General features: G+C 37.7%; 21 protein-coding genes and 2 pseudogenes. 18 read left to right on the top strand and 5 right to left on the bottom strand.

From position 1 onward, the window contains the following. Nucleotides 1-10 precede the first annotated feature (10 nt). The 5 genes from HMPREF9180_RS09475 (at nt 11) to HMPREF9180_RS09495 (ending at nt 4,285) form a co-directional block, all read left to right on the top strand. A complete protein-coding gene (locus HMPREF9180_RS09475) occupies nt 11-850 on the top strand; it encodes a carbohydrate ABC transporter permease (RefSeq protein WP_006146325.1) in 840 nt (279 codons plus the stop codon). A gap of 329 nt (nt 851-1,179) precedes the next feature. Then, on the top strand, nt 1,180-1,632 hold the full coding sequence (locus tag HMPREF9180_RS09480) for a NanQ anomerase/TabA/YiaL family protein (protein WP_006146326.1): 453 nt from the start codon (nt 1,180-1,182) through the stop codon (nt 1,630-1,632). A 19-nt stretch (nt 1,633-1,651) separates the two neighbouring features. Continuing rightward, the gene (locus HMPREF9180_RS09485; protein WP_025168786.1) at nt 1,652-2,302 is read left to right on the top strand and encodes a DUF624 domain-containing protein; all 651 of its coding nucleotides are present in this window, start codon (nt 1,652-1,654) and stop codon (nt 2,300-2,302) included. A 165-nt stretch (nt 2,303-2,467) separates the two neighbouring features. After that, nucleotides 2,468-3,385, top strand: coding sequence for a dihydrodipicolinate synthase family protein (locus tag HMPREF9180_RS09490; RefSeq protein WP_006146328.1), 918 nt, complete (start codon nt 2,468-2,470; stop codon nt 3,383-3,385). A gap of 15 nt (nt 3,386-3,400) precedes the next feature. Next, the gene (locus tag HMPREF9180_RS09495) at nt 3,401-4,285 is read left to right on the top strand and encodes an ROK family protein (RefSeq protein WP_006146329.1); all 885 of its coding nucleotides are present in this window, start codon (nt 3,401-3,403) and stop codon (nt 4,283-4,285) included. A 15-nt stretch (nt 4,286-4,300) separates the two neighbouring features. Here HMPREF9180_RS09495 and HMPREF9180_RS09500 read toward each other — a convergent pair whose 3' ends face one another. Beyond that, the gene (locus tag HMPREF9180_RS09500) at nt 4,301-5,152 is read right to left on the bottom strand and encodes a MurR/RpiR family transcriptional regulator (RefSeq protein WP_025168787.1); all 852 of its coding nucleotides are present in this window, start codon (nt 5,150-5,152) and stop codon (nt 4,301-4,303) included. Nucleotides 5,153-5,344: 192 nt separating this feature from the next. Here HMPREF9180_RS09500 and pbp2b point away from each other — a divergent pair, with 192 nt between their 5' ends. The 9 genes and pseudogenes from pbp2b (at nt 5,345) to HMPREF9180_RS10035 (ending at nt 13,437) form a co-directional block, all read left to right on the top strand. After that, complete coding sequence (gene pbp2b / locus HMPREF9180_RS09505; protein WP_025168788.1) at nt 5,345-7,387, top strand: penicillin-binding protein PBP2B; 2,043 nt, start codon at nt 5,345-5,347, stop codon at nt 7,385-7,387. A gap of 10 nt (nt 7,388-7,397) precedes the next feature. After that, nucleotides 7,398-7,994 (top strand): recombination mediator RecR, encoded by a 597-nt coding sequence (gene recR, locus HMPREF9180_RS09510; protein ID WP_000966739.1) that lies wholly within the window; start codon nt 7,398-7,400, stop codon nt 7,992-7,994. A 166-nt stretch (nt 7,995-8,160) separates the two neighbouring features. After that, nucleotides 8,161-9,204 (top strand): D-alanine--D-alanine ligase, encoded by a 1,044-nt coding sequence (locus HMPREF9180_RS09515; RefSeq protein WP_006146332.1) that lies wholly within the window; start codon nt 8,161-8,163, stop codon nt 9,202-9,204. A 51-nt stretch (nt 9,205-9,255) separates the two neighbouring features. Beyond that, nucleotides 9,256-10,623: a UDP-N-acetylmuramoyl-tripeptide--D-alanyl-D-alanine ligase gene (locus tag HMPREF9180_RS09520; RefSeq protein WP_006146333.1), complete on the top strand. Its 1,368-nt coding sequence runs from the start codon at nt 9,256-9,258 to the stop codon at nt 10,621-10,623. A gap of 144 nt (nt 10,624-10,767) precedes the next feature. Beyond that, complete coding sequence (locus HMPREF9180_RS09525; protein WP_006146334.1) at nt 10,768-11,475, top strand: YwaF family protein; 708 nt, start codon at nt 10,768-10,770, stop codon at nt 11,473-11,475. A gap of 159 nt (nt 11,476-11,634) precedes the next feature. Continuing rightward, complete coding sequence (gene rplM / locus HMPREF9180_RS09530) at nt 11,635-12,081, top strand: 50S ribosomal protein L13 (protein ID WP_006146335.1); 447 nt, start codon at nt 11,635-11,637, stop codon at nt 12,079-12,081. A gap of 18 nt (nt 12,082-12,099) precedes the next feature. Beyond that, nucleotides 12,100-12,492, top strand: coding sequence for a 30S ribosomal protein S9 (gene rpsI / locus HMPREF9180_RS09535; RefSeq protein ID WP_002893764.1), 393 nt, complete (start codon nt 12,100-12,102; stop codon nt 12,490-12,492). A 135-nt stretch (nt 12,493-12,627) separates the two neighbouring features. Continuing rightward, nucleotides 12,628-12,969, top strand: coding sequence for a hypothetical protein (locus HMPREF9180_RS09540; protein ID WP_006146336.1), 342 nt, complete (start codon nt 12,628-12,630; stop codon nt 12,967-12,969). Nucleotides 12,970-13,176: 207 nt separating this feature from the next. Next, a pseudogene (locus tag HMPREF9180_RS10035) lies at nt 13,177-13,437 on the top strand (PH domain-containing protein). Between the two features lie 66 nt (nt 13,438-13,503). Here the strand turns inward: HMPREF9180_RS10035 and HMPREF9180_RS10210 are convergent. Together HMPREF9180_RS10210 and HMPREF9180_RS10050 are read right to left on the bottom strand one after the other, a co-directional pair. Beyond that, a complete protein-coding gene (locus HMPREF9180_RS10210; RefSeq protein ID WP_006146337.1) occupies nt 13,504-13,680 on the bottom strand; it encodes a CsbD family protein in 177 nt (58 codons plus the stop codon). Nucleotides 13,681-13,717: 37 nt separating this feature from the next. Further along, nucleotides 13,718-15,001, bottom strand: coding sequence for a hypothetical protein (locus HMPREF9180_RS10050; RefSeq protein ID WP_006146338.1), 1,284 nt, complete (start codon nt 14,999-15,001; stop codon nt 13,718-13,720). Between the two features lie 301 nt (nt 15,002-15,302). On the opposite strand from HMPREF9180_RS10050, the gene HMPREF9180_RS09550 reads away from it, so the two are divergent. After that, nucleotides 15,303-16,097 (top strand): FxLYD domain-containing protein, encoded by a 795-nt coding sequence (locus tag HMPREF9180_RS09550; protein ID WP_006146339.1) that lies wholly within the window; start codon nt 15,303-15,305, stop codon nt 16,095-16,097. Between the two features lie 176 nt (nt 16,098-16,273). Here the strand turns inward: HMPREF9180_RS09550 and HMPREF9180_RS10355 are convergent. Together HMPREF9180_RS10355 and HMPREF9180_RS09555 are read right to left on the bottom strand one after the other, a co-directional pair. Then, nucleotides 16,274-16,390: pseudogene (locus tag HMPREF9180_RS10355) on the bottom strand (integrase); the annotation flags it as partial. Between the two features lie 254 nt (nt 16,391-16,644). Continuing rightward, nucleotides 16,645-17,550 (bottom strand): helix-turn-helix domain-containing protein, encoded by a 906-nt coding sequence (locus HMPREF9180_RS09555; protein WP_006146340.1) that lies wholly within the window; start codon nt 17,548-17,550, stop codon nt 16,645-16,647. A gap of 327 nt (nt 17,551-17,877) precedes the next feature. Between HMPREF9180_RS09555 and HMPREF9180_RS09560 the strand changes: the two genes are divergently transcribed. The 3 genes from HMPREF9180_RS09560 (at nt 17,878) to HMPREF9180_RS09570 (ending at nt 19,778) form a co-directional block, all read left to right on the top strand. Next, nucleotides 17,878-18,273 carry a hypothetical protein gene (locus tag HMPREF9180_RS09560; protein ID WP_006146341.1) on the top strand — a complete coding sequence of 132 codons (396 nt, stop codon included), beginning with the start codon at nt 17,878-17,880 and terminating at the stop codon, nt 18,271-18,273. 34 nt (nt 18,274-18,307) lie between these two features. After that, entirely contained in the window at nt 18,308-18,856 is a 549-nt protein-coding gene (locus HMPREF9180_RS09565) for a hypothetical protein (RefSeq protein ID WP_006146342.1), read from the top strand. 346 nt (nt 18,857-19,202) lie between these two features. Continuing rightward, nucleotides 19,203-19,778 (top strand): DUF6287 domain-containing protein, encoded by a 576-nt coding sequence (locus tag HMPREF9180_RS09570; RefSeq protein WP_006146343.1) that lies wholly within the window; start codon nt 19,203-19,205, stop codon nt 19,776-19,778. Nucleotides 19,779-19,894: the final 116 nt, after the last annotated feature.

Genomic DNA, 19,894 nt, shown 5'->3' on the forward strand with positions numbered 1-19,894 from the left:
GGAGACAGCTATGCAATCTACACAAAAGAAACCTTTAACAGCTTTCACTGTTATTTCTACAATACTCTTACTCTTGTTGACCGTACTGTTTATCTTTCCATTCTACTGGATCGTGACAGGGGCTTTCAAATCACAACCTGATACGATTGTTATTCCTCCACAGTGGTTCCCTAAAATGCCAACTATGGAGAACTTCCAACAGTTGATGGTACAAAACCCAGCCTTGCAATGGATGTGGAATTCAGTCTTCATCTCTTTAGTAACTATGTTTTTAGTTTGTATAACCTCTTCACTTGCAGGTTATGTATTGGCTAAAAAACGTTTCTATGGACAACGTATTCTTTTTGCAATCTTTATCGCAGCCATGGCACTTCCAAAACAAGTTGTCCTTGTGCCATTGGTACGTATTGTTAACTTCATGGGAATCCATGATACTCTTTGGGCAGTTATCTTGCCTTTGATTGGATGGCCATTTGGGGTCTTCCTTATGAAACAGTTCAGTGAAAACATTCCTACAGAATTGCTTGAATCTGCTAAAATCGATGGATGTGGTGAGATTCGTACCTTCTGGAGCGTAGCCTTCCCAATCGTGAAGCCAGGATTTGCAGCACTTGCAATCTTTACCTTCATCAATACATGGAATGACTACTTCATGCAATTGGTAATGTTGACATCTCGTAACAACTTGACTATCTCACTCGGGGTTGCAACTATGCAGGCCGAGATGGCAACTAACTACGGTTTGATTATGGCGGGGGCTGCTCTTGCAGCTGTGCCAATCGTAACAGTCTTCCTTGTCTTCCAAAAATCCTTCACTCAAGGTATTACTATGGGAGCTGTTAAAGGATAATACTCTGCGAAAATTGAATCTCGTACAATCTGTTTATCAGTATACAGAAATATATTTGATAGACTAAGAATATAGGATTATAAGTGTCTGCAAAATGGAGAGTATTTCTTACTCTGTGAAGTTTTGTTAGACACTTATAAACTTAATTTTTGACTTTTTAGATACTATTTAGAATAGTTATTTCCCGGTATAGGGGTATCCAAGATAAATATGTTGAACTAATCTTGGACGGAATTTTTGAAGAAAGTTGTTCAATCTGCACTATTTAAGGGAAATTGTCAAAAGTTAAATCGAATTGAAAATAAGCATCAGAAGCGAAGGAAATGACTATGATTTTTGATGATTTAAAAAACATTGCTTTTTACAAAGGCATTCATCCCAATCTAGACAAGGCCATTGATTATCTCTATGAGCATCGTAAAGATACCTTTGAATTGGGTAAATACGAAATTGATGGGGATAAGGTCTTTCTAGTTGTGCAAGAAAATGTTCTCAACCAAGAAGAAAATGATCGCTTTGAGCATCATAAAAACTATGCAGATTTGCATTTGTTGGTTGAGGGACATGAATATTCTAGTTACGGTTCTCGTGTAAAAGACGAGGCTGTAGCCTTTGATGAAGCCAGTGATATCGGCTTTGTTCATTGCCATGAACAATACCCACTCTTGTTGGGATATCACAATTTTGCAGTCTTTTTCCCAGGTGAACCACATCAACCTAACGGTTATGCGGGCATGGAAGAAAAAGTTCGCAAATATTTATTTAAAATTTTAATTGATTAGTCAGATAGGAGAACAAACAATGGCACATAAAGGATCTAGATTGATAAAAGCGGCATTCGATACAGATAATTTTCTCATGCGTTTTAGTGAGAAAGTCCTAGATATTGTGACTGCTAATCTACTTTTTGTGGTGTCTTGTTTGCCTATTGTGACGATTGGAGTAGCTAAAATCAGTCTCTATCAGACAATCTTCGAAGTTAAGAGCAGTCGTCGTGTTCCGGTTTTTAAAACTTATATGAGAGCCTTTAAGCAAAATTTGAAATTGGGTCTTCAGCTAGGTTTATTAGAACTAGGAATCTTTCTGATTAGTGTCGTTGACCTGTCTCTATTTTGGGGACAAACGGGCCTAGGCTTCCAGCTTATTAAAGCTATTTGCTTAGGAATTCTGATATTTTTAACTCTAGTTATGTTGGCTAGTTATCCAATTGCGGCACGCTACGACTTAACTTGGAAAGAAGTGCTCCAAAAGGGCTTGCTCTTGGTCAGCTTTAATTTCGTGTGGTTCTTCTTGATGCTTGCGATTATTTTATTAATCATTATGCTCCTCTATCTATCAGGCTTTACGCTCGTACTTGGTGGGTCAGCATTTCTACTCTTTGGTTTTGGTCTACTTGCCTTTTTCCAAGCTGGATTAATGGAAAAATTGTTTGCTAAGTATCAAGCAGATTGAAAATGATATGAAACTACTTTCAAACAAGAAAAACTACTCGAGAGGAATAGAAATTAAAATCTAAGTGACTCGGATGTATTGAAAGCGCTTTTTACAAGGTGTATACTAATAATAGTAAAAAATCATCTGCCCAGTGCAGAAATAAAGATAACTTAGGAGAAATCTATGTCAGATTTAAAAAAATATGAAGGTGTCATTCCCGCCTTCTACGCATGTTATGATGATGAAGGTGAAGTAAGCCCAGAACGTATTCGTGCCTTGGTGCAATACTTTGTTGATAAAGGGGTTCAAGGACTTTACGTAAATGGTTCTTCAGGTGAATGTATCTACCAAAGTGTAGCAGACCGCAAATTGATCTTGGAAGAAGTCATGGCCGTTGCTAAAGGTAAATTGACCATCATTGCTCACGTGGCTTGCAACAATACTAAAGACAGTATTGAACTTGCTCGTCATGCAGAAAGCTTGGGAGTTGATGCTATTGCAACAATTCCACCAATTTACTTCCGTTTGCCTGAGTACTCAGTAGCCAAATACTGGAACGATATCAGTGCAGCAGCACCAAACACAGACTACGTTATCTATAACATTCCTCAATTGGCAGGTGTTGCTTTGACTCCAAGTCTTTACACAGAAATGTTGAAGAACCCACGTGTTATCGGTGTTAAAAATTCTTCAATGCCAGTTCAAGATATCCAAACTTTTGTTAGTCTTGGTGGTGATGATCATATCGTCTTTAACGGTCCAGACGAACAATTCCTAGGCGGACGTCTCATGGGTGCAAAAGCTGGTATCGGTGGTACTTATGGTGCTATGCCAGAACTCTTCTTGAAACTCAACCAATTGATTGCAGACAAAGACCTAGAAACAGCGCGTGAATTGCAATACGCAATCAACGCTATCATTGGTAAATTGACCGCGGCACATGGAAACATGTACGGTGTTATCAAAGAAGTCTTGAAAATCAATGAAGGACTTAATATCGGATCAGTTCGTTCTCCGCTTACACCAGTGACCGAAGAAGATCGTCCAGTTGTTGAAGCAGCTGCGGCATTGATTCGTGAAACTAAGGAGCGTTTCCTCTAATCAACAGGAGGCTTTATGACTAATTACGTTGCAATTGATATTGGCGGAACTAATATCAAATATGGTTTGATTGACCAAGATGGACAACTTGTAGAGTCTCACGAGGTAGCGACTGAGGCTCATAAGGGCGGTCCACATATCTTACAGAAAACAAAAGATATTGTAGCTAGCTACCTAGAAAAAGGACCTGTGTCAGGTGTGGCTATTTCCTCAGCGGGAATGGTTGATCCTGATAAGGGTGAGATTTTCTATGCAGGCCCACAAATACCAAACTATGCAGGAACTCAATTTAAAAAAGAAATTGAACGTGCCTTTGACATTCCTTGTGAGATTGAAAATGATGTTAACTGCGCAGGACTTGCAGAAGCAGTATCTGGATCAGGGAAGGGAGCAAGTATCACCCTTTGCTTGACGATTGGGACAGGTATTGGTGGTTGCTTAATCGTTGACAACCAAGTTTTCCATGGATTTAGCAATTCTGCCTGTGAAGTTGGTTATATGCATATGCAAGATGGCGCTTTCCAAGATTTGGCGTCTACAACAGCACTTGTCAAGTATGTTGCTGAAGCACACGGTGATGAAGTTGATCAGTGGAACGGTCGCAGAATTTTCAAAGAAGCTACTGAAGGCAATAAACTTTGCATGGAGGGAATTGACCGCATGGTTGATTACCTTGGGAAAGGTCTCGCTAATATTTGTTATGTTGCCAATCCAGAAGTTGTCATCCTAGGTGGTGGTATTATGGGACAGGAAGCTATTTTGAAACCTAAGATTCGTAAGGCTTTGAAAGATGCACTTGTTCCAAGTTTAGCGGAAAAAACTCGACTTGAGTTTGCCCATCATCAGAATACTGCTGGTATGCTGGGTGCTTATTATCACTTTAAAACAAAACAATCCTAAATTGGCTTTGCCAATTTAGGATTTTCCATTTCTACGATTTCTACGATAACCATTTAATTTTTTATTTTCCCAATAGCTGTTAAAGATTTTTTCCTTGCTTTCGCGATCGATTTCTAGGAAATAAGCATAGAGCAAATCCACTAAAATGAGCATCGGTAGTTGAGCAGAGATTCGTTGGATATAAGAGGCTTGTTTTTGCATCGCTACTAATACTGTCTCTGTAAATTCTTGGGTATCTTTATTGGGAGAACTTGTAAAGAGAACTGTCTTAGCCCCCATATCCTGAGCATCTAATAGGCTATCAATGATAGATGGTGTTGTACCTGAGAGGGAAAACCCAAAGACTAAACATTTTTCGTCAATGATGCTAGTTGTCCAGGCAAAACCGTCTGGATCTGTTAAAGCTTCACAGACTACGCCTAATCTCATGAAGCGTAACTTCATCTCTCGTGCAACCAAACCAGAGCTTCCAGTTCCAAAAAAATACACACGTTCGGATTGGTCAATCATCTGAGCTATGCGTTCCAATTGTTCCTCATCAATCAATTCTTGAGAAATCTCTCGAAGGTTTGCATAACTTCTGAGAACTCTTTGGGTCAAAGGATTCATATCCTGTTGAGGAGTGGTAAGAGTGTCTTTTTGTTGTTGGTATTTAAAAATGAACTCTCGGTAACCTTTAAAACCACATTTCTTGGCAAAACGAGTGAGCGCCGCCTGAGAAATATGAAGTTTTTGAGTAACTTGTTGAGAAGATAAATCATCATTTATGGTATCTGCCTGCAGAAAATAGCGGGCAATTTCTTGCTCTAAATCGGTCATTTCTTCAAAGTGAAGGTCGATAATCGTAGAGATATCTTGCTTATTCATGGGACTCCTTTTATAGCCATTTGCCAGAATTTCCTTTGTAAAACTGACAAATAAAATAGCGCTTACTCCTATTATATCATAGAAACTAAATTTTGTGCCAAAAAGGAAAAGTCTTTTCTTTTTCCATAATTTTCTCCCTAAATTATGGTACAATGAAAAGTAAGATTTTGATTAGAAACGAGATTGATGTGTATGAGAAAATTCAATAGCCATTCGATACCGATACGGCTTAATTTATTATTCGCAATCGTCATTTTGCTCTTTTTAGCAATTATTGGCCGCTTGCTCTATATGCAAGTTCTTCATAAGGATTTCTACGAAAATAAACTAGCCTCTGCTAGTCAAACTCGAGTGACCATGGGTTCTGCTCGTGGAGAAATTTATGATGCAGCAGGAAAACCTTTAGTCCAAAATACTGTTAAGCAAGTCGTTTCTTTCACACGCAGTAACAAGATGACTGCCGCTGATTTAAAGGACATTTCTACTAAATTGTTGAACTATGTCACAGTCACTTCTCCCGAGGTGACAGACAGACAAATGGCGGATTACTACCTAGCAGATGCTGAAGTTTATAAGAAAACAGTCGAGGCTCTTCCAAAAGATAAACGGTATGATTCAGACGGTAATAAATTTTCAGAATCTGAACTTTATAACAATGCGGTCGATAGTGTCCCAACAAGTCAACTAAACTATACAGAGGATGAAAAGAAAGAAATCTATCTTTTTAGTCAGTTAAATGCTGTTGGAAACTTTGCGACAGGAACCATTGCGACAGATCCTCTAAATGATTCTCAGGTGGCTGTTATTGCCTCTATTTCAAAGGAGATGCCTGGCATTAGTATTTCTACTTCTTGGGATCGAAAGATTTTGGAAACTTCCCTTTCTTCTATAGTAGGGAGTGTATCCAGTGAAAAAGCCGGTCTCCCAGCGGAAGAAGCAGAAGCCTATCTTAAAAAGGGCTATTCTCTAAATGACCGTGTTGGAACCTCCTATTTGGAAAAGCAATATGAAGAGACCTTACAAGGAAAACGCTCGGTAAAAGAAATCCATCTGGACAAATATGGCAACATGGAAAGTGTGGATACAATTGAGGAAGGTAGTAAAGGAAACAATATCAAGCTGACCATTGATTTGGCCTTCCAAGATAGCGTGGATGCTTTGCTGAAAAGTTATTTCAATTCCGAGCTAGGAAATGGTGGAGCCAAGTATTCTGAGGGTGTGTATGCAGTCGCCCTTAACCCCAAAACAGGTGCTGTTTTGTCTATGTCAGGACTCAAACATGACCTGAAAACGGGAGAGTTGACTCCTGATTCCTTGGGAACGGTAACCAATGTCTTTGTCCCAGGTTCGGTTGTCAAGGCTGCGACCATCAGCTCAGGTTGGGAAAATGGTGTTTTATCAGGAAACCAAACCTTAACAGATCAGCCTATTGTTTTCCAAGGTTCAGCTCCAATTTATTCTTGGTATAAATTGGCATATGGATCTTTTCCTATTACAGCTGTGGAAGCCTTGGAGTATTCATCCAATGCTTACATGGTTCAAACCGCTCTTGGCATCATGGGGCAAACTTATCAGCCGAATATGACAGTAGGAACCAACAATCTTGAATCTGCCATGGGAAAACTCCGTGCGACCTTTGGCGAATATGGCTTGGGGGCTGCGACCGGAATTGACCTACCAGATGAATCTACTGGATTTGTTCCCAAAGAGTATAGCTTTGCTAATTACATCACCAATGCCTTTGGGCAGTTTGATAACTATACGCCCATGCAGTTGGCTCAGTATGTAGCAACTATTGCAAATGATGGTGTTCGTGTGGCTCCTCGTATTGTTGAAGGCATTTATGGTAATAATGATAAGGGAGGACTGGGTGACTTGATTCAGCAACTGCAACCGACAGAGATGAACAAGGTCAATATTTCTGAATCAGATATGGCAATCTTGCACCAAGGATTTTACCAAGTATCGCATGGAACTAGTCCCCTTACGACAGGACGGGCGTTTTCAGATGGCGCCACTGTTTCTATCAGTGGTAAGACCGGTACAGGTGAAAGCTATGTAGCTGGTGGTCAAGAAGCTAATAATACCAATGCCGTGGCCTATGCTCCAACAGAAAATCCTCAAATTGCAGTTGCAGTAGTCTTTCCTCATAATACCAATTTAACCAAAAATGTTGGGCCAGCAATTGCTCGCGACATTATCAATTTATATAACCAACACCATCCAATGAATTAGAAAGGAAGCCATGCTTTATCCAACACCTATTGCTAAGTTGATTGACAGTTATTCCAAACTTCCTGGTATTGGGATTAAGACAGCAACTCGACTGGCCTTTTATACTATTGGAATGCCGGATGACGACGTCAATGAATTTGCAAAAAATCTTCTTGCAGCCAAGCGAGAATTGACCTATTGCTCTATTTGTGGACGATTAACAGATGAAGACCCGTGCTCTATCTGTACCGATCCTAGCCGTGATCAGTCTACGATTCTGGTCCTGGAGGATAGCCGCGATGTCGCTGCCATGGAAAATATTCAGGAATACCACGGACTTTACCATGTCCTGCATGGTCTCATTTCTCCCATGAATGGCATTAGTCCAGATGATATCAATCTCAAGAGCCTCATGACCCGTCTTATGGATAGTGAAGTTTCAGAGGTAATCGTAGCCACCAATGCCACAGCAGATGGGGAAGCGACTTCCATGTATCTTTCCCGCTTACTCAAGCCAGCTGGGATCAAGGTTACGCGCCTGGCACGAGGCCTCGCTGTGGGAGCAGATATCGAGTATGCAGATGAGGTTACCTTGCTAAGAGCTATTGAAAACCGTACCGAACTCTAGTCTGTATGGTTAAGGATAGATGAAATGAACTAACAGATAATAAAAAGAGACTGGACTTCATTTTAACCCAGCCTCTTTTCTTGTTTTTTGCTATTCAAGTTTAAAAAAAGAGACAAATGTGATATACTAAAGAACGAATAGTCTATTAGAAAATAGGACAGGAATTATGAAACAAACCATTATTCTATTGTACGGTGGACGCAGTGCAGAACGTAAAGTGTCTGTGCTGTCAGCTGAGAGTGTCATGCGTGCGGTCAATTATGACCATTTCACAGTCAAGACTTTCTTTATTAGTCAGTCTGGTGATTTTATCAAGACTCAAGAATTTGACCAGACTCCTAGCCAAGACGAACGTCTCATGACCAATGAAACGATTGACTGGGATCAAAAGATTGCTCCAAGTGCTATCTACGAAGAAGGAGCAGTTGTTTTTCCAGTTCTTCATGGCCCTATGGGAGAAGATGGTTCTGTTCAAGGTTTCTTGGAAGTCTTGAAAATGCCTTATGTTGGCTGTAACATCTTGTCTTCAAGCCTTGCCATGGATAAAATCACAACTAAGCGTGTCTTGGAATCTGCTGGTATTGCCCAAGTTCCTTACGTAGCTATTGTTGAAGGGGATGACTTGGTTTCTAAGATTGCAGAAGTTGAAGAAAAATTAAACTATCCAGTCTTTACCAAACCATCTAATATGGGTTCTAGTGTTGGTATTTCTAAATCCGAAAACCAAGCAGAGCTTCGTCAAGCCTTGGATCTTGCCTTTAAGTATGATAGCCGTGTCTTGGTAGAGCAAGGAGTCAATGCGCGTGAAATCGAGGTTGGTCTATTAGGAAACTACGATGTCAAGAGTAGCCTACCTGGGGAAGTTGTCAAAGACGTAGCCTTTTATGACTACGAAGCCAAGTATATTGATAATAAAATCACCATGGATATCCCTGCAAAATTGAGTGATGATGTGATAGCTACGATGAGAAAAAATGCTGAAACTGCCTTCCGTGCTATCGGTGGCTTAGGCCTATCTCGATGCGACTTTTTCTACACAGACAAGGGAGAAGTCTTCCTAAACGAGCTTAACACCATGCCAGGATTTACCCAATGGTCTATGTATCCACTGCTTTGGGATAATATGGGGATTCCTTATCCGGAATTGATCGAACGCTTGGTAGAACTTGCTAAGGAAAGTTTTGCTAAGCATGAAGCACATTTATTGTAAAGACAGGTTAAGGGCGGGGAAGACTTCTTGCCCCTTTTTAAAGGAGTAAACATGAAACTTACCATTCATGAAGTAGCACGTGTAGTTGGTGCTAAAAATGATGTGACGGTCTTTTTAGATGATTCCCTAAACAAGGCGGAATTTGACAGTCGTTTAATCGCAGAAGGAGACCTATTCGTTCCGCTAAAAGGGGCGCGTGATGGTCACGACTTTATCGAGACAGCTTTTGAAAATGGCGCAGCTTTAACCTTATCAGAGAAGGAAGTGGCAAGTCATCCTTACATTTTAGTAGATGATGTCTTGACAGCCTTTCAAGCTCTTGCAGCTTATTATCTCCAAAAAACAGGTGTCGATGTCTTTGCAGTCACAGGTTCAAATGGAAAGACCACTACTAAGGATATGTTGGCCCATTTGCTTTCTACAAACTACAAAACATACAAAACGCAAGGGAACTACAATAATGAAATTGGGCTCCCTTACACCGTTCTTCATATGCCAGATGATACCGAAAAGCTAGTTTTGGAAATGGGACAGGATCATCTTGGAGATATTCATCTCTTGTCTGAATTAGCTCATCCAAAAACAGCTATCGTGACCTTGATTGGGGAAGCTCATCTGGCTTTCTTTAAGGACCGTTCTGAAATTGCCAAAGGAAAATTACAAATTGTCGATGGCATGCCTGAGGGTGGTTTACTCCTGGCACCTAGCGATTCCATTGTTGATTCGTATCTTCCAACTAAGCAACAAGTTGTGCGCTTTGGACAAGGAGCAGAGTTAGAAGTTACAGACTTGGTTGAGCGCAAAGATAGTTTGACCTTCAAGACCAATTTCTTGGAGCAGGCTCTTGATTTGCCAGTAACCGGTAAGTACAATGCGACCAATGCCATGATTGCTTCTTATGTTGCTCTTCAAGAAGGAGTGCCTGAGGAGCAAATCCATCAAGCCTTCCAAAATCTAGAATTGACCCGCAATCGTACGGAGTGGAAAAAAGCTACTAATGGAGCAGATATCTTATCAGATGTCTACAATGCCAATCCAACTGCTATGAAGCTGATTTTAGAAACTTTCTCTGCCATTCCGGCCAATGAAGGTGGGAAGAAACTCGCAGTTCTGGCTGATATGAAGGAGTTGGGAGACCAGTCTGTTCAACTTCATAATCAGATGATTTTAAGCCTTTCACCAGATGTACTCGACACCGTCATTTTCTATGGTGAAGACATTGCTGAATTGGCTCAGTTAGCTAGTCAAATGTTCCCAATCGGTCATGTTTACTACTTCAAGAAAACTGCTGATGAGGATCAGTTTGAAGCAATGACCAAGCAGGTCAAGGAAAGTCTTGGTGCACATGACCAGATTTTACTCAAAGGATCTAACTCTATGAATCTAGCCAAGCTAGTAGAAAGTTTGCAAGAAGACTAAAAGTCTTCAATAAGAAAAAATGCTTCAAGAGTCGATTTTTCTTGAAGGATAGCTTCTTTTACACAAAATTATAAGAAATAAATGTAAGCTAGGTTCTATAAAAATCAGTAAGAGATTGGCTTATATGAAAATGAGGAAAGTTACATGAATTTTTGGGATGCTTTATTTAGCACGCAGCCGACGGAGCCACCCCAATTTGACCTTCTTTGGTATGGAAGTCTATTTACCTTATTAGCATTGACTGTATTTCTTGCCTACCGTTATGGTGAGAAAAAAGTCTGTCAACGATTTTTCCAGATTTTACAGGCGACACAGTTAATCCTTCTCTACGGTTGGTATTTGGTTAATCAGATGCCATTAACAGAAAGTCTACCCTTTTATCATTGCCGTTTAGCAATGTTTGTAGTGCTTTTGACCCCGGGTGTCTCTAGAGTCAAGCAGTATTTTGCTGTATTGGGAACCTTTGGAACATTGGCAGCCTTTGTTTATCCAGTGCCAGATCCCTACCCCTTCCCCCATATCGCTATCCTGTCCTTTATTTTCGGACACTTAGCCCTCTTTGGAAATTCCTTGATTTATCTCTTGAAGGACTACGATTCCAGTTTATTGAATTTCAAACGAATCCTAATCATCACATCTTCCCTTGATGCTGTGATATTTGTGGTTAATCTAATGACGGGTGGAGATTATGGATTTTTGACAAAACCACCATTGGTTGGAGACCACGGCCGTTTGACCAATTATTTAGTCGTTACGCTATTCTTGGCATGTGCTATTTACTTAGTCTCTAAAGCTTTTCAGACAATGCTTGAGGTGAAGGGTGAAAGAAGACTAGGAATCTGGCAGAAATAAAAAAATATTTTCCCAACCGCTTGACTTTTATCTGAGAATTTTGATACAATAGTAGGCGGTATTGTTTACCCCATTTGTAAGGCCCCGGAACCTTTCAAATACCCTGCGGACCGGAACATCCGCCCTGTAAACAAAAACGACATTCATATAGGAGAAATCATGAACAAAACTACATTCATGGCTAAACCAGGCCAAGTAGAACGCAAATGGTACCTTGTTGACGCAACTGATGTACCTCTTGGACGCCTTTCAGCAGTTGTTGCTAGCGTACTTCGCGGAAAAAACAAACCAACATTCACACCACACACTGATACAGGTGACTTCGTAATCGTTATTAATGCTGAAAAAGTTAAATTGACTGGTAAAAAAGCATCTGATAAGATCTACTACACTCACTCAAACCACCCAGGTGGATTGAAATCAATCTCTGCTGGTGAACTTCGTTCTAAAAATGCAGTACGTTTGATCGAGAGGTCAGTTAAAGGTATGCTTCCACACAATACTCTTGGCCGCGCTCAAGGTATGAAATTGAAAGTATTCGTTGGAGCTGAACACACTCACGCTGCACAACAACCAGAAGTTCTTGATATTTCAGGACTTATCTAAGGAAAGGAACAATAAAGTATGTCACAAGCACAATATGCAGGTACTGGACGTCGTAAAAACGCTGTTGCACGCGTTCGCCTTGTTCCAGGAACTGGTAAAATCACTGTTAACAAAAAAGATGTTGAAGAGTACATCCCACACGCTGACCTTCGTCTTGTCATCAACCAACCATTCGCAGTTACTTCAACTGCAGGTTCATACGACGTTTTCGTTAACGTTGTAGGTGGTGGTTACGCTGGTCAAGCAGGAGCTATCCGTCACGGTATCGCTCGTGCCCTTCTTCAAGTAGACCCAGACTTCCGCGATTCATTGAAACGCGCAGGACTTCTTACACGTGACTCACGTAAAGTTGAGCGTAAGAAACCAGGTCTTAAGAAAGCTCGTAAAGCTTCACAATTTAGTAAACGTTAATACGTTATTGGAATTACTTACAAGATCTCAGCACTCTGTATTTGCAGAGTGCTTTTTGTTTTATAGAATATACTCGAATTGAGTGCGAATATGGTATAATGAATTATAAATAATTTCGTTAGAGGAAGTGGGCAGATGAAAATTAGTGTCGATCGCGATTCAGTTTGTGCTGGAGATGATGTATACTACCATGAGATGACATTCGAGGTGCCAGAGAGCCTCACTGTTGCAGAATTCTTTAACTTCGTGAATTCTCATGGTTTCTTAGCTTTCATTCAAGGCAACGATGTGGCGTGGGGACTACAAAATCGCGCGGGTAAAATCGGAGAATATTTTACAAAAACAGGAGAAGTCACTCATCCAGAAGTTAAAATTAAAGATAAAATTGATGAAGCTGGTGGCGATTCTAAATTATTTGTGCGCTATTATAGTAACCCAGAATGGGCAAAAGAGAACAGTAATAGAGAACAAGCGTGAAGAAAGAATAGTTTATAGACAGAATCAATAGGGATTTTCGTTTTCTATCAATATTACACGCTAGGAATTCTCAGATTTCAAGTCAGTCGTTCGCAGACGAGGACTCTCTCAGGAACAGCTCTACCAGATGTTTGTGGAATATTGTGAGGAGCTTGATAACTGTCTCGAGGAAGCAGGGGACGAGTGTCGCATGTTATTTAAGAAGAAATTCTTGTGACAGGAGAGGTAGCAGACCGCGCCTTCAAAACGGTACGAGACGTAGCGGTATTCACCAATAAACGCTTGATTGTCAAAGACGTTCAAGGGCTCACATGAACGAAAGTCGAGATGTATTCCTTGCCGTATAGCGCTGTGAATATGTGGTCTACAGAAAATGCTGGCATCCTTGATTACACGGCAGAAGTGGAATTATGGACACGTTCAGGTCATATTAAGATTGAACTGAAACGTGGCATTGATATTCGCTAGTTCGAACGTTAACTAGCAGAATATGTTTTATAAAGAAAATAAGAGTCGCTACAGTTGTAGTGGCTCTTATTTGTTGAAAGTATTTTTAATTCCTTCAACTGCGCCTTTAACGCCTTCTTTAACGTTTTCGAACACTTCTTTAGCTTTTGCTAAATCTTTTTCTACAGTACCTTCTGTTTCAGTGCCTTGATCGCCAGTAACTTTCCCGAATAATTCTTTTGCAGCATCTGATGCTTGTCGCACTTATTCTTGCAATTTATCAAATAAACTTCTTTTCAGCTTATTCTTTTATTTTTTTAAATTTCATTTCATAGCGAATAGGATAATGATCGGCATTGATGTCTTTTTCTGCGGGAACCTTCTCCAATGTCAATGTCAAGATATCTCCGTCAATTGAGTACTGATAAGTTGCGGACTCTTCAATATTTTCTCCACCATACAAGAGAAGTCCAAGAATATTTGGTGTTTCCGGGAATGTGATAGTTTGGTTCGTCGCGTCAATCTTAATATCCTTTAATACGCTCTTAACAATGAATTGGTTCATATCAAAGTCGAATTGATGATGTTTCAACTTACCAAATTTCGTTTGATACGTATGAAGGTTGAAGCTGTAGTATGTTTTTTTCAGCGCATCATCTGGTTTATTATCTTTAAAGAAGTTTTGTAAATAAGGATCGATAAATACTTTGTAATCTACAGTGTATTCGTACGTAGCACCATTTCCTTTAATGTCTAAGGTTGGTACGATATTTTCAGCGCCTTTGACATAGTAGAGACGTGTTGGTTTATTGTTTCTTTCTAGGTAATCCGTATACCCAGCAGCGCGTTCAGCGGTGTCTCTGAAGTTAAGAGCTTCCCATTTTCCTTCAAGCGAAACAGGTTCTTTCTTTTCCTTTGTGGCGCCAACGCGGTTAAAACGAAGCTCGAAGTGAACGGGTACGTCCTCCTTTTCTTTGATATCTACACTTAAGACGAGTAGTCCGTTCTTGAGTGAGTAGGTATAAGATGTTTCTGCTAATGAATTTGAGAATGGAAAAGTTGAAATTAAAACCAGCCCTTCGCTAAACGTGACAGTCTTATTCGATTCATCGACAGTTCCTTTCGTGTCGTAGGAGAAGATTCCTGTTGATTCATCCAAGGAAACTGTTGAAGCTTTATATTTGTTTGAAATCGATCCAATTACCTTGAAGAGGGACTTTTTAAATTCTTTTTCGTCAGGATGAGTACCAGGGTCTATTTTCATACGAGTTTCTGCGTATTTATTCAAATCGAACTGATACGATGCATCTGCTTTCCCATCTTCTATCTTTAAGCGGAAATCAAGTGTGTCAAACTGATTGAGTAATGTCCCGAATGTTGAGGGAAGCATATTGATCGTGAGAAACGACTTTTGCACGGTATTGCGAATATCGGTTAATTGCCATTCGCCAGTGATAGTATTGAGTTCTTGTTGTGCATTATTGGCATTTTTGTCTGAAGCTTGGTTCTGTCCGCATCCGGCAATTACGAAAACTACGACAAGAGAGAGCAGACAAAGAAATAGTTTTTTAGTTTGTCTAATCATTGTTGGACCTCCTTGAAACAGATTGTGGTGTTATACATATATTATACGTCCAACACTTTAGTTTTGCAAGGGCTTTCACAAAAATGTCAACCTTACTCCGTAACTTCACCATTATTCAACAGGAGAAGAACGAATAACATAAGATGCAGGCGTATATAATTGTTGAGTTTCTCAAATATATGAAATTCATTTGATATAGAAAAGGGCCTATATTTACAATACTTTTCAAAAGCATCTATTAGTTTGACAGTAATCAAAGGAGTGTTATAATAGAAAAAAAGAGAGAAATGAGAGATTGATTGTGGGAAAAAAACTAATAGGTGTAGTTTCAATACTTCTACTAATGCTTTTGCTTATATTTAATGCAAGTAAAAGCAACAATAATACCTATGATAATGAATTTCTAACTTCGTTAGCAAAAGGGTTAGATAAACGTTGGGAAGTTGTTGCACGAAAGCGTAATGTAGAAAAATCAATTAAAGACTATAGAGCCTATGTAAATTATGAATTAATTGAAGTTAAGAAATATAAAAATCGAAAGTTTAAAGATCCTAAGTTAAAGAATTTAGCTGATAGCTATATTGAAGTCCTTAAGGATTTAAAAGAAACTACAATCAAACATAAATTTGTGGATAGTCTTTTTGTAGAAGAGTCGAATAAACTCGATGATAAACGATACGAATTGCTTTTAGATATTAATTCAATAAGTGAAATCCCTGTTCAAGATAAAAACACTCTAGATAGTATATTGAGATCTGGTAGAGCTGTGAAAGAATTTAATAGAGTTTACGGAATTTTAGTAGATACGTTTGATGCAAAAAACTTTGTTGTTGAAGAGGTTGAAGATGGATCAGAAAAAGAGAAACGCTACGTGGGGAATTTTGAAAATACTACAGGTCATTACATCAGTTACATAGATATAAATATTAATTTTTATGATGAAAATGATAAAATTTATTCTGGTTTTCGGTTTAACACAAGATATGGATGGGAAAATGGAACTAAACAAAGCTTCGAATTCTCGGTTCCAGATTCAGATACGAAATTCAAATATTTTAAGGTTATTTTGGGTGAAAACAGTTTTAGGTATAAGTAGCCTTCTTGTTTTATAAAAAAAGAAATACTCCCCAATAGATCTTAAGAAAGTTCGTAAAGCATCACAATTCTCAAAACGTTAATCAATACGATACTATCAACGTTTCAAAACACTTCATGGTTCAGACCATGGGGTGTTTTTTTGATGATTTTTAGCAAAATTCACACCATTATTTTTTAACGAAAGGCAATTTCTCCAACAGCCATTGGAATTACATTTGAAGTGTTGACATAAGTCTTAGTTGTAATCGTATCACTGTGAGTGAGTGTTTCAGAAATAGCTTCAATAATTGTTAGAGCGATTATTGGATTACTTGCTATAGTGGGTAAACGAAAATATAGATAAAAATAAAGAGAGCAGTTAGCTCTCTTTTCTAATAAATAAAACAAGTTATTCTATATAAGGAAAACTTTTGATCCTTTGGTTCGATTTTTGTTTGTTTTTTATGAAAGTTAACCTTATTGTTATGAAAGTGATTAAAATTAGATGAAATAAGTGATGGTCCAATCCGGGACTTTTGAAAGAAAGATTGTCGAGAATCACGGTTCTAAAAAAGTTCAGTACCAGTTTTATTTAGTTTATGACAATGGTAAGTAAATGCTTTAATAAAGTTAGAATAATAATTGTTATCAATGAATTTAGCGCTTTCCAAATAATTTAATAAATTTCTAGCTAGATGAATAGCTTCAGGTTTGTTCCAACGGAATTGGTTATAGACATGTTCAACTTCTAAAAACATAAGAGGTGTAGATAGATATCCACGTTCAAATGTCTGTAATTCTTTGACTTTATTGATTATTTCGTCAGCTTTATTATAATAACCTTGTTCTGAAAAATGTTTTGCAGTAAAGGTTAATCCATTTAATATGCGAATGTAAGTATCAGTGTTAGCACTCTGCTTATACATAAATAGCAATTGTTTTGCCATATGATTAACTAATTCCATAGGACAATGATTAACTATTCGATAGTAAATTTCTAGTTCCGCACTGTTAAAAGTTTCTGAAGACATTAAATGATTAATGATATTTTGAATTTTAGCAACAGTTTCATCAGATTTGTCTTTTGTTGGATAATAATTTAGTTTTATAGTTTTTAAAAGTATATCTGCTTGTAACTTATTATCGGTTAAGTAGTTGTCAAATAGTTTTTCGTATTCAGGAAGATACTTAATAATATCTTCCTCATTTTTAATGTGTTTTGCGAGCTCAATTGCAGGGAATTCTAAACAATCCCCTCCGTTGTTAGCATATATGGTTGCAAAATCGTTCCATTCTAATCCAAGAACAATTAATAGACGACTAAAGTTTTCGAGAGATATACCTTTTTCTCCACGTTCAAAACGTGCAAGAAATTGAGGAGAAACAACACCAGAGGCAGTTTCTTTTAAACTCAATCCACGTAGTTCTCTTAATTGCTTAAATGTTTGTCCAAATGGATGAATATTAATCATAAAGAAAATTAATCTCCTAGCTTTTTAGTAAATTAATAATTAATATTATACTTTAAATTCTTGTTAAAAGTTAGTGAAAATAAAACTATAGGTTCAAATTGTAGAAAAAAGCCTCTATTTAGGGGCTTCTTTTATAAAAATGAAACTATAGAATATAATAGATAAATTTTAATATATATTTTTGATACTATTTATTAGAAGATTGATAGACTACCTTTTATACTATTAATCTAAAAAGAGCGAAAAGGAAGGATTGAGTTATAAATGCTTTAGATAGAGTTTTTAGATAGTGTTTAACGAAAAATATGAAATTGAAAAGAGGATAAAATGAACGAGATAAAAGAAATTTTTATGAAGATTGTTAATTGGTTTAAATGCTTATCAAGACTAAATCAGATAATTGTAGTAGGGATAGTAATAATTTTCGCGATGGTTTCTGGTAACTTTTTAAACAAGAGCGAACTTGATGGAAGTTATTCTGGTGAAAAAGGTGGATTTACTATTGTAATGTCAATACATGGTAACAAAGGAGATTTGATAATGAAAAAGGGTGATGAGAAACATGAGGGAAAAATTGAAAAGATTAATTCAACTACAAAAACTTTCACAGTAAAAGACGTCAAAAGCGAGTTAACCACAGATATGACTTTTAAGAAGGAAGGGAATATTTTAAGACTATCTGATGGTAGCAGTGATGATGAATTGATATTAATTAAAAAATAGAAGACTTAAAAATTAATAAGAAGAAGGAATTATTATGAAATATAAAAATATTTTAATTGGTACAACAATTTTAGGGCTTGTTACTTTTTTACTACCGGTTGTTACTAATGGAACTATTTCACTTGCTCCGATTAGTAGGGAAGTAGTTAGCTATTTACGAGCACCATCTGTAATGCCTTTGTTTATTGCATGGTATGGAGCGTTTTCGATCACTCTAATATTATCATTAGTTAATATTAAATCATTAATCTTTAGTAAAATCAGATTTGTAATTATCATATTGTTAAATATCTATGCTATTGCTGTACATGTGTCAATTACTGGTGAACTATTAGGAAGGTCCGGAGGGCTAGGCTATGGAGGAGCCATATATTATTTTTGTGCTGTGGCAAATATTTTTGTAAGTATTATACTTTTCAAAGAGGGTGGTTTAAATATAAGAAAAAAAGACTTATTGAAAGTAGCTGAAAAAGGAGTAGCTGTTGGGAAAGCAACAGCTAATGTAGCTACAAATGTAGCTAAGACAGCAGTCGCAGAAGTAAAAAAAGAAATTAATAACCATAAATCAGATTCTGAAGTGTAGTAATAAAATATTTACAAATATTTCTAAAGGAATAATTAAATATACATAGAAACTACTAAATGAAGATCAACATTCTGACAAATTATTATTCGTTTTAACTATTTAGTGTTTATGAGGTGTCTTTTGTGATTGAAAACTAATAAGTCAATTGCCTCAAAACGTTAATCAATACGATACTATCAACGTTTCGAAACACTTCATGGTTCACGCCATGGGGTGTTTTTTGGATGGTTTTTAGCAAAATTCACACCACTTTTCACATCAGTAGTCATTGTCTTATACAATTTCTTCCTAGTATGAGTTTAGTATGATATAATTAAATAAGAATAATATAAAGGAGTTATAAATGAAAATAGGAAAAGGTATCAATTGGATTTTGATTCTGTTAAGTTGCTTCATTGCTATAGTACTGATAGGTTCTCTCTTCTTCTTTAATCATAAGAAGCATGATGCAAAAGCAGTAAATACTACAACAGAACAGGCTTCTACTACTAGTACGACAACGACTAGTACAACGACAACCACTAGTTTAACAACTTCTCAGGCTAGTGTTACTACTACAGAGGAAAAACCTTCAACACAAGAAGAACAAGCACAGCCTAAATCACAGGAAATAGATGCGCAAGCCATTCAAAGTGGAGATTTCTCTAGTCTAGTTGGAACTTGGAGAAATGGACTTGGTCAAGAATTCACATTCGATAAGAATGGGCTAGTGAACAGTGGAAATATTGACAAAGTGAGTCTAGGTAACGATGGAAGTATTAACTTTAGTGTTAGAAGTGGTAATACAGGATTTGGTATGAGTGTTTATCCTGCGGGAACTACTATGAAATGGGTTGATTCTGATTCAAGTAAAAATAGGCTTATTGCTGGTCAATCTGTTCCAACTAACTCAGAACAAGTTTTTTATAAAGTAGACTAAATGATTAACCATCTCATTAAATTTGAGATGGTTTTCTTCTTTATTTGTAAGTCATGATCATTTGATGGAGATGAAGCAGGTGTGGTTTTAAAATTAGATTTTCCCACTAGACATTC

It is taken from the genome of Streptococcus peroris ATCC 700780 (genome assembly GCF_000187585.1).
Lineage (GTDB): Bacteria > Bacillota > Bacilli > Lactobacillales > Streptococcaceae > Streptococcus > Streptococcus peroris.

Bases quoted from the DNA above. Each gene is read 5' to 3' on its own strand.
- HMPREF9180_RS09495 (WP_006146329.1), top strand. From the start codon at position 3,401: ATGACTAATTACGTTGCAATTGATATTGGCGGAACTAATATCAAATAT.
- HMPREF9180_RS09480 (WP_006146326.1), top strand. From the start codon at position 1,180: ATGATTTTTGATGATTTAAAAAACATTGCTTTTTACAAAGGCATTCAT.
- recR (WP_000966739.1), top strand. From the start codon at position 7,398: ATGCTTTATCCAACACCTATTGCTAAGTTGATTGACAGTTATTCCAAA.
- HMPREF9180_RS09555 (WP_006146340.1), bottom strand. From the start codon at position 17,550: ATGATTAATATTCATCCATTTGGACAAACATTTAAGCAATTAAGAGAA.
- HMPREF9180_RS09500 (WP_025168787.1), bottom strand. From the start codon at position 5,152: ATGAATAAGCAAGATATCTCTACGATTATCGACCTTCACTTTGAAGAA.
- rplM (WP_006146335.1), top strand. From the start codon at position 11,635: ATGAACAAAACTACATTCATGGCTAAACCAGGCCAAGTAGAACGCAAA.
- HMPREF9180_RS09485 (WP_025168786.1), top strand. From the start codon at position 1,652: ATGGCACATAAAGGATCTAGATTGATAAAAGCGGCATTCGATACAGAT.
- HMPREF9180_RS09520 (WP_006146333.1), top strand. From the start codon at position 9,256: ATGAAACTTACCATTCATGAAGTAGCACGTGTAGTTGGTGCTAAAAAT.
- HMPREF9180_RS09490 (WP_006146328.1), top strand. From the start codon at position 2,468: ATGTCAGATTTAAAAAAATATGAAGGTGTCATTCCCGCCTTCTACGCA.
- HMPREF9180_RS09475 (WP_006146325.1), top strand. From the start codon at position 11: ATGCAATCTACACAAAAGAAACCTTTAACAGCTTTCACTGTTATTTCT.
- HMPREF9180_RS09515 (WP_006146332.1), top strand. From the start codon at position 8,161: ATGAAACAAACCATTATTCTATTGTACGGTGGACGCAGTGCAGAACGT.
- HMPREF9180_RS09525 (WP_006146334.1), top strand. From the start codon at position 10,768: ATGAATTTTTGGGATGCTTTATTTAGCACGCAGCCGACGGAGCCACCC.
- HMPREF9180_RS10050 (WP_006146338.1), bottom strand. From the start codon at position 15,001: ATGATTAGACAAACTAAAAAACTATTTCTTTGTCTGCTCTCTCTTGTC.
- HMPREF9180_RS09540 (WP_006146336.1), top strand. From the start codon at position 12,628: ATGAAAATTAGTGTCGATCGCGATTCAGTTTGTGCTGGAGATGATGTA.
- HMPREF9180_RS09560 (WP_006146341.1), top strand. From the start codon at position 17,878: ATGAACGAGATAAAAGAAATTTTTATGAAGATTGTTAATTGGTTTAAA.
- HMPREF9180_RS09570 (WP_006146343.1), top strand. From the start codon at position 19,203: ATGAAAATAGGAAAAGGTATCAATTGGATTTTGATTCTGTTAAGTTGC.
- rpsI (WP_002893764.1), top strand. From the start codon at position 12,100: ATGTCACAAGCACAATATGCAGGTACTGGACGTCGTAAAAACGCTGTT.
- HMPREF9180_RS09565 (WP_006146342.1), top strand. From the start codon at position 18,308: ATGAAATATAAAAATATTTTAATTGGTACAACAATTTTAGGGCTTGTT.
- pbp2b (WP_025168788.1), top strand. From the start codon at position 5,345: ATGAGAAAATTCAATAGCCATTCGATACCGATACGGCTTAATTTATTA.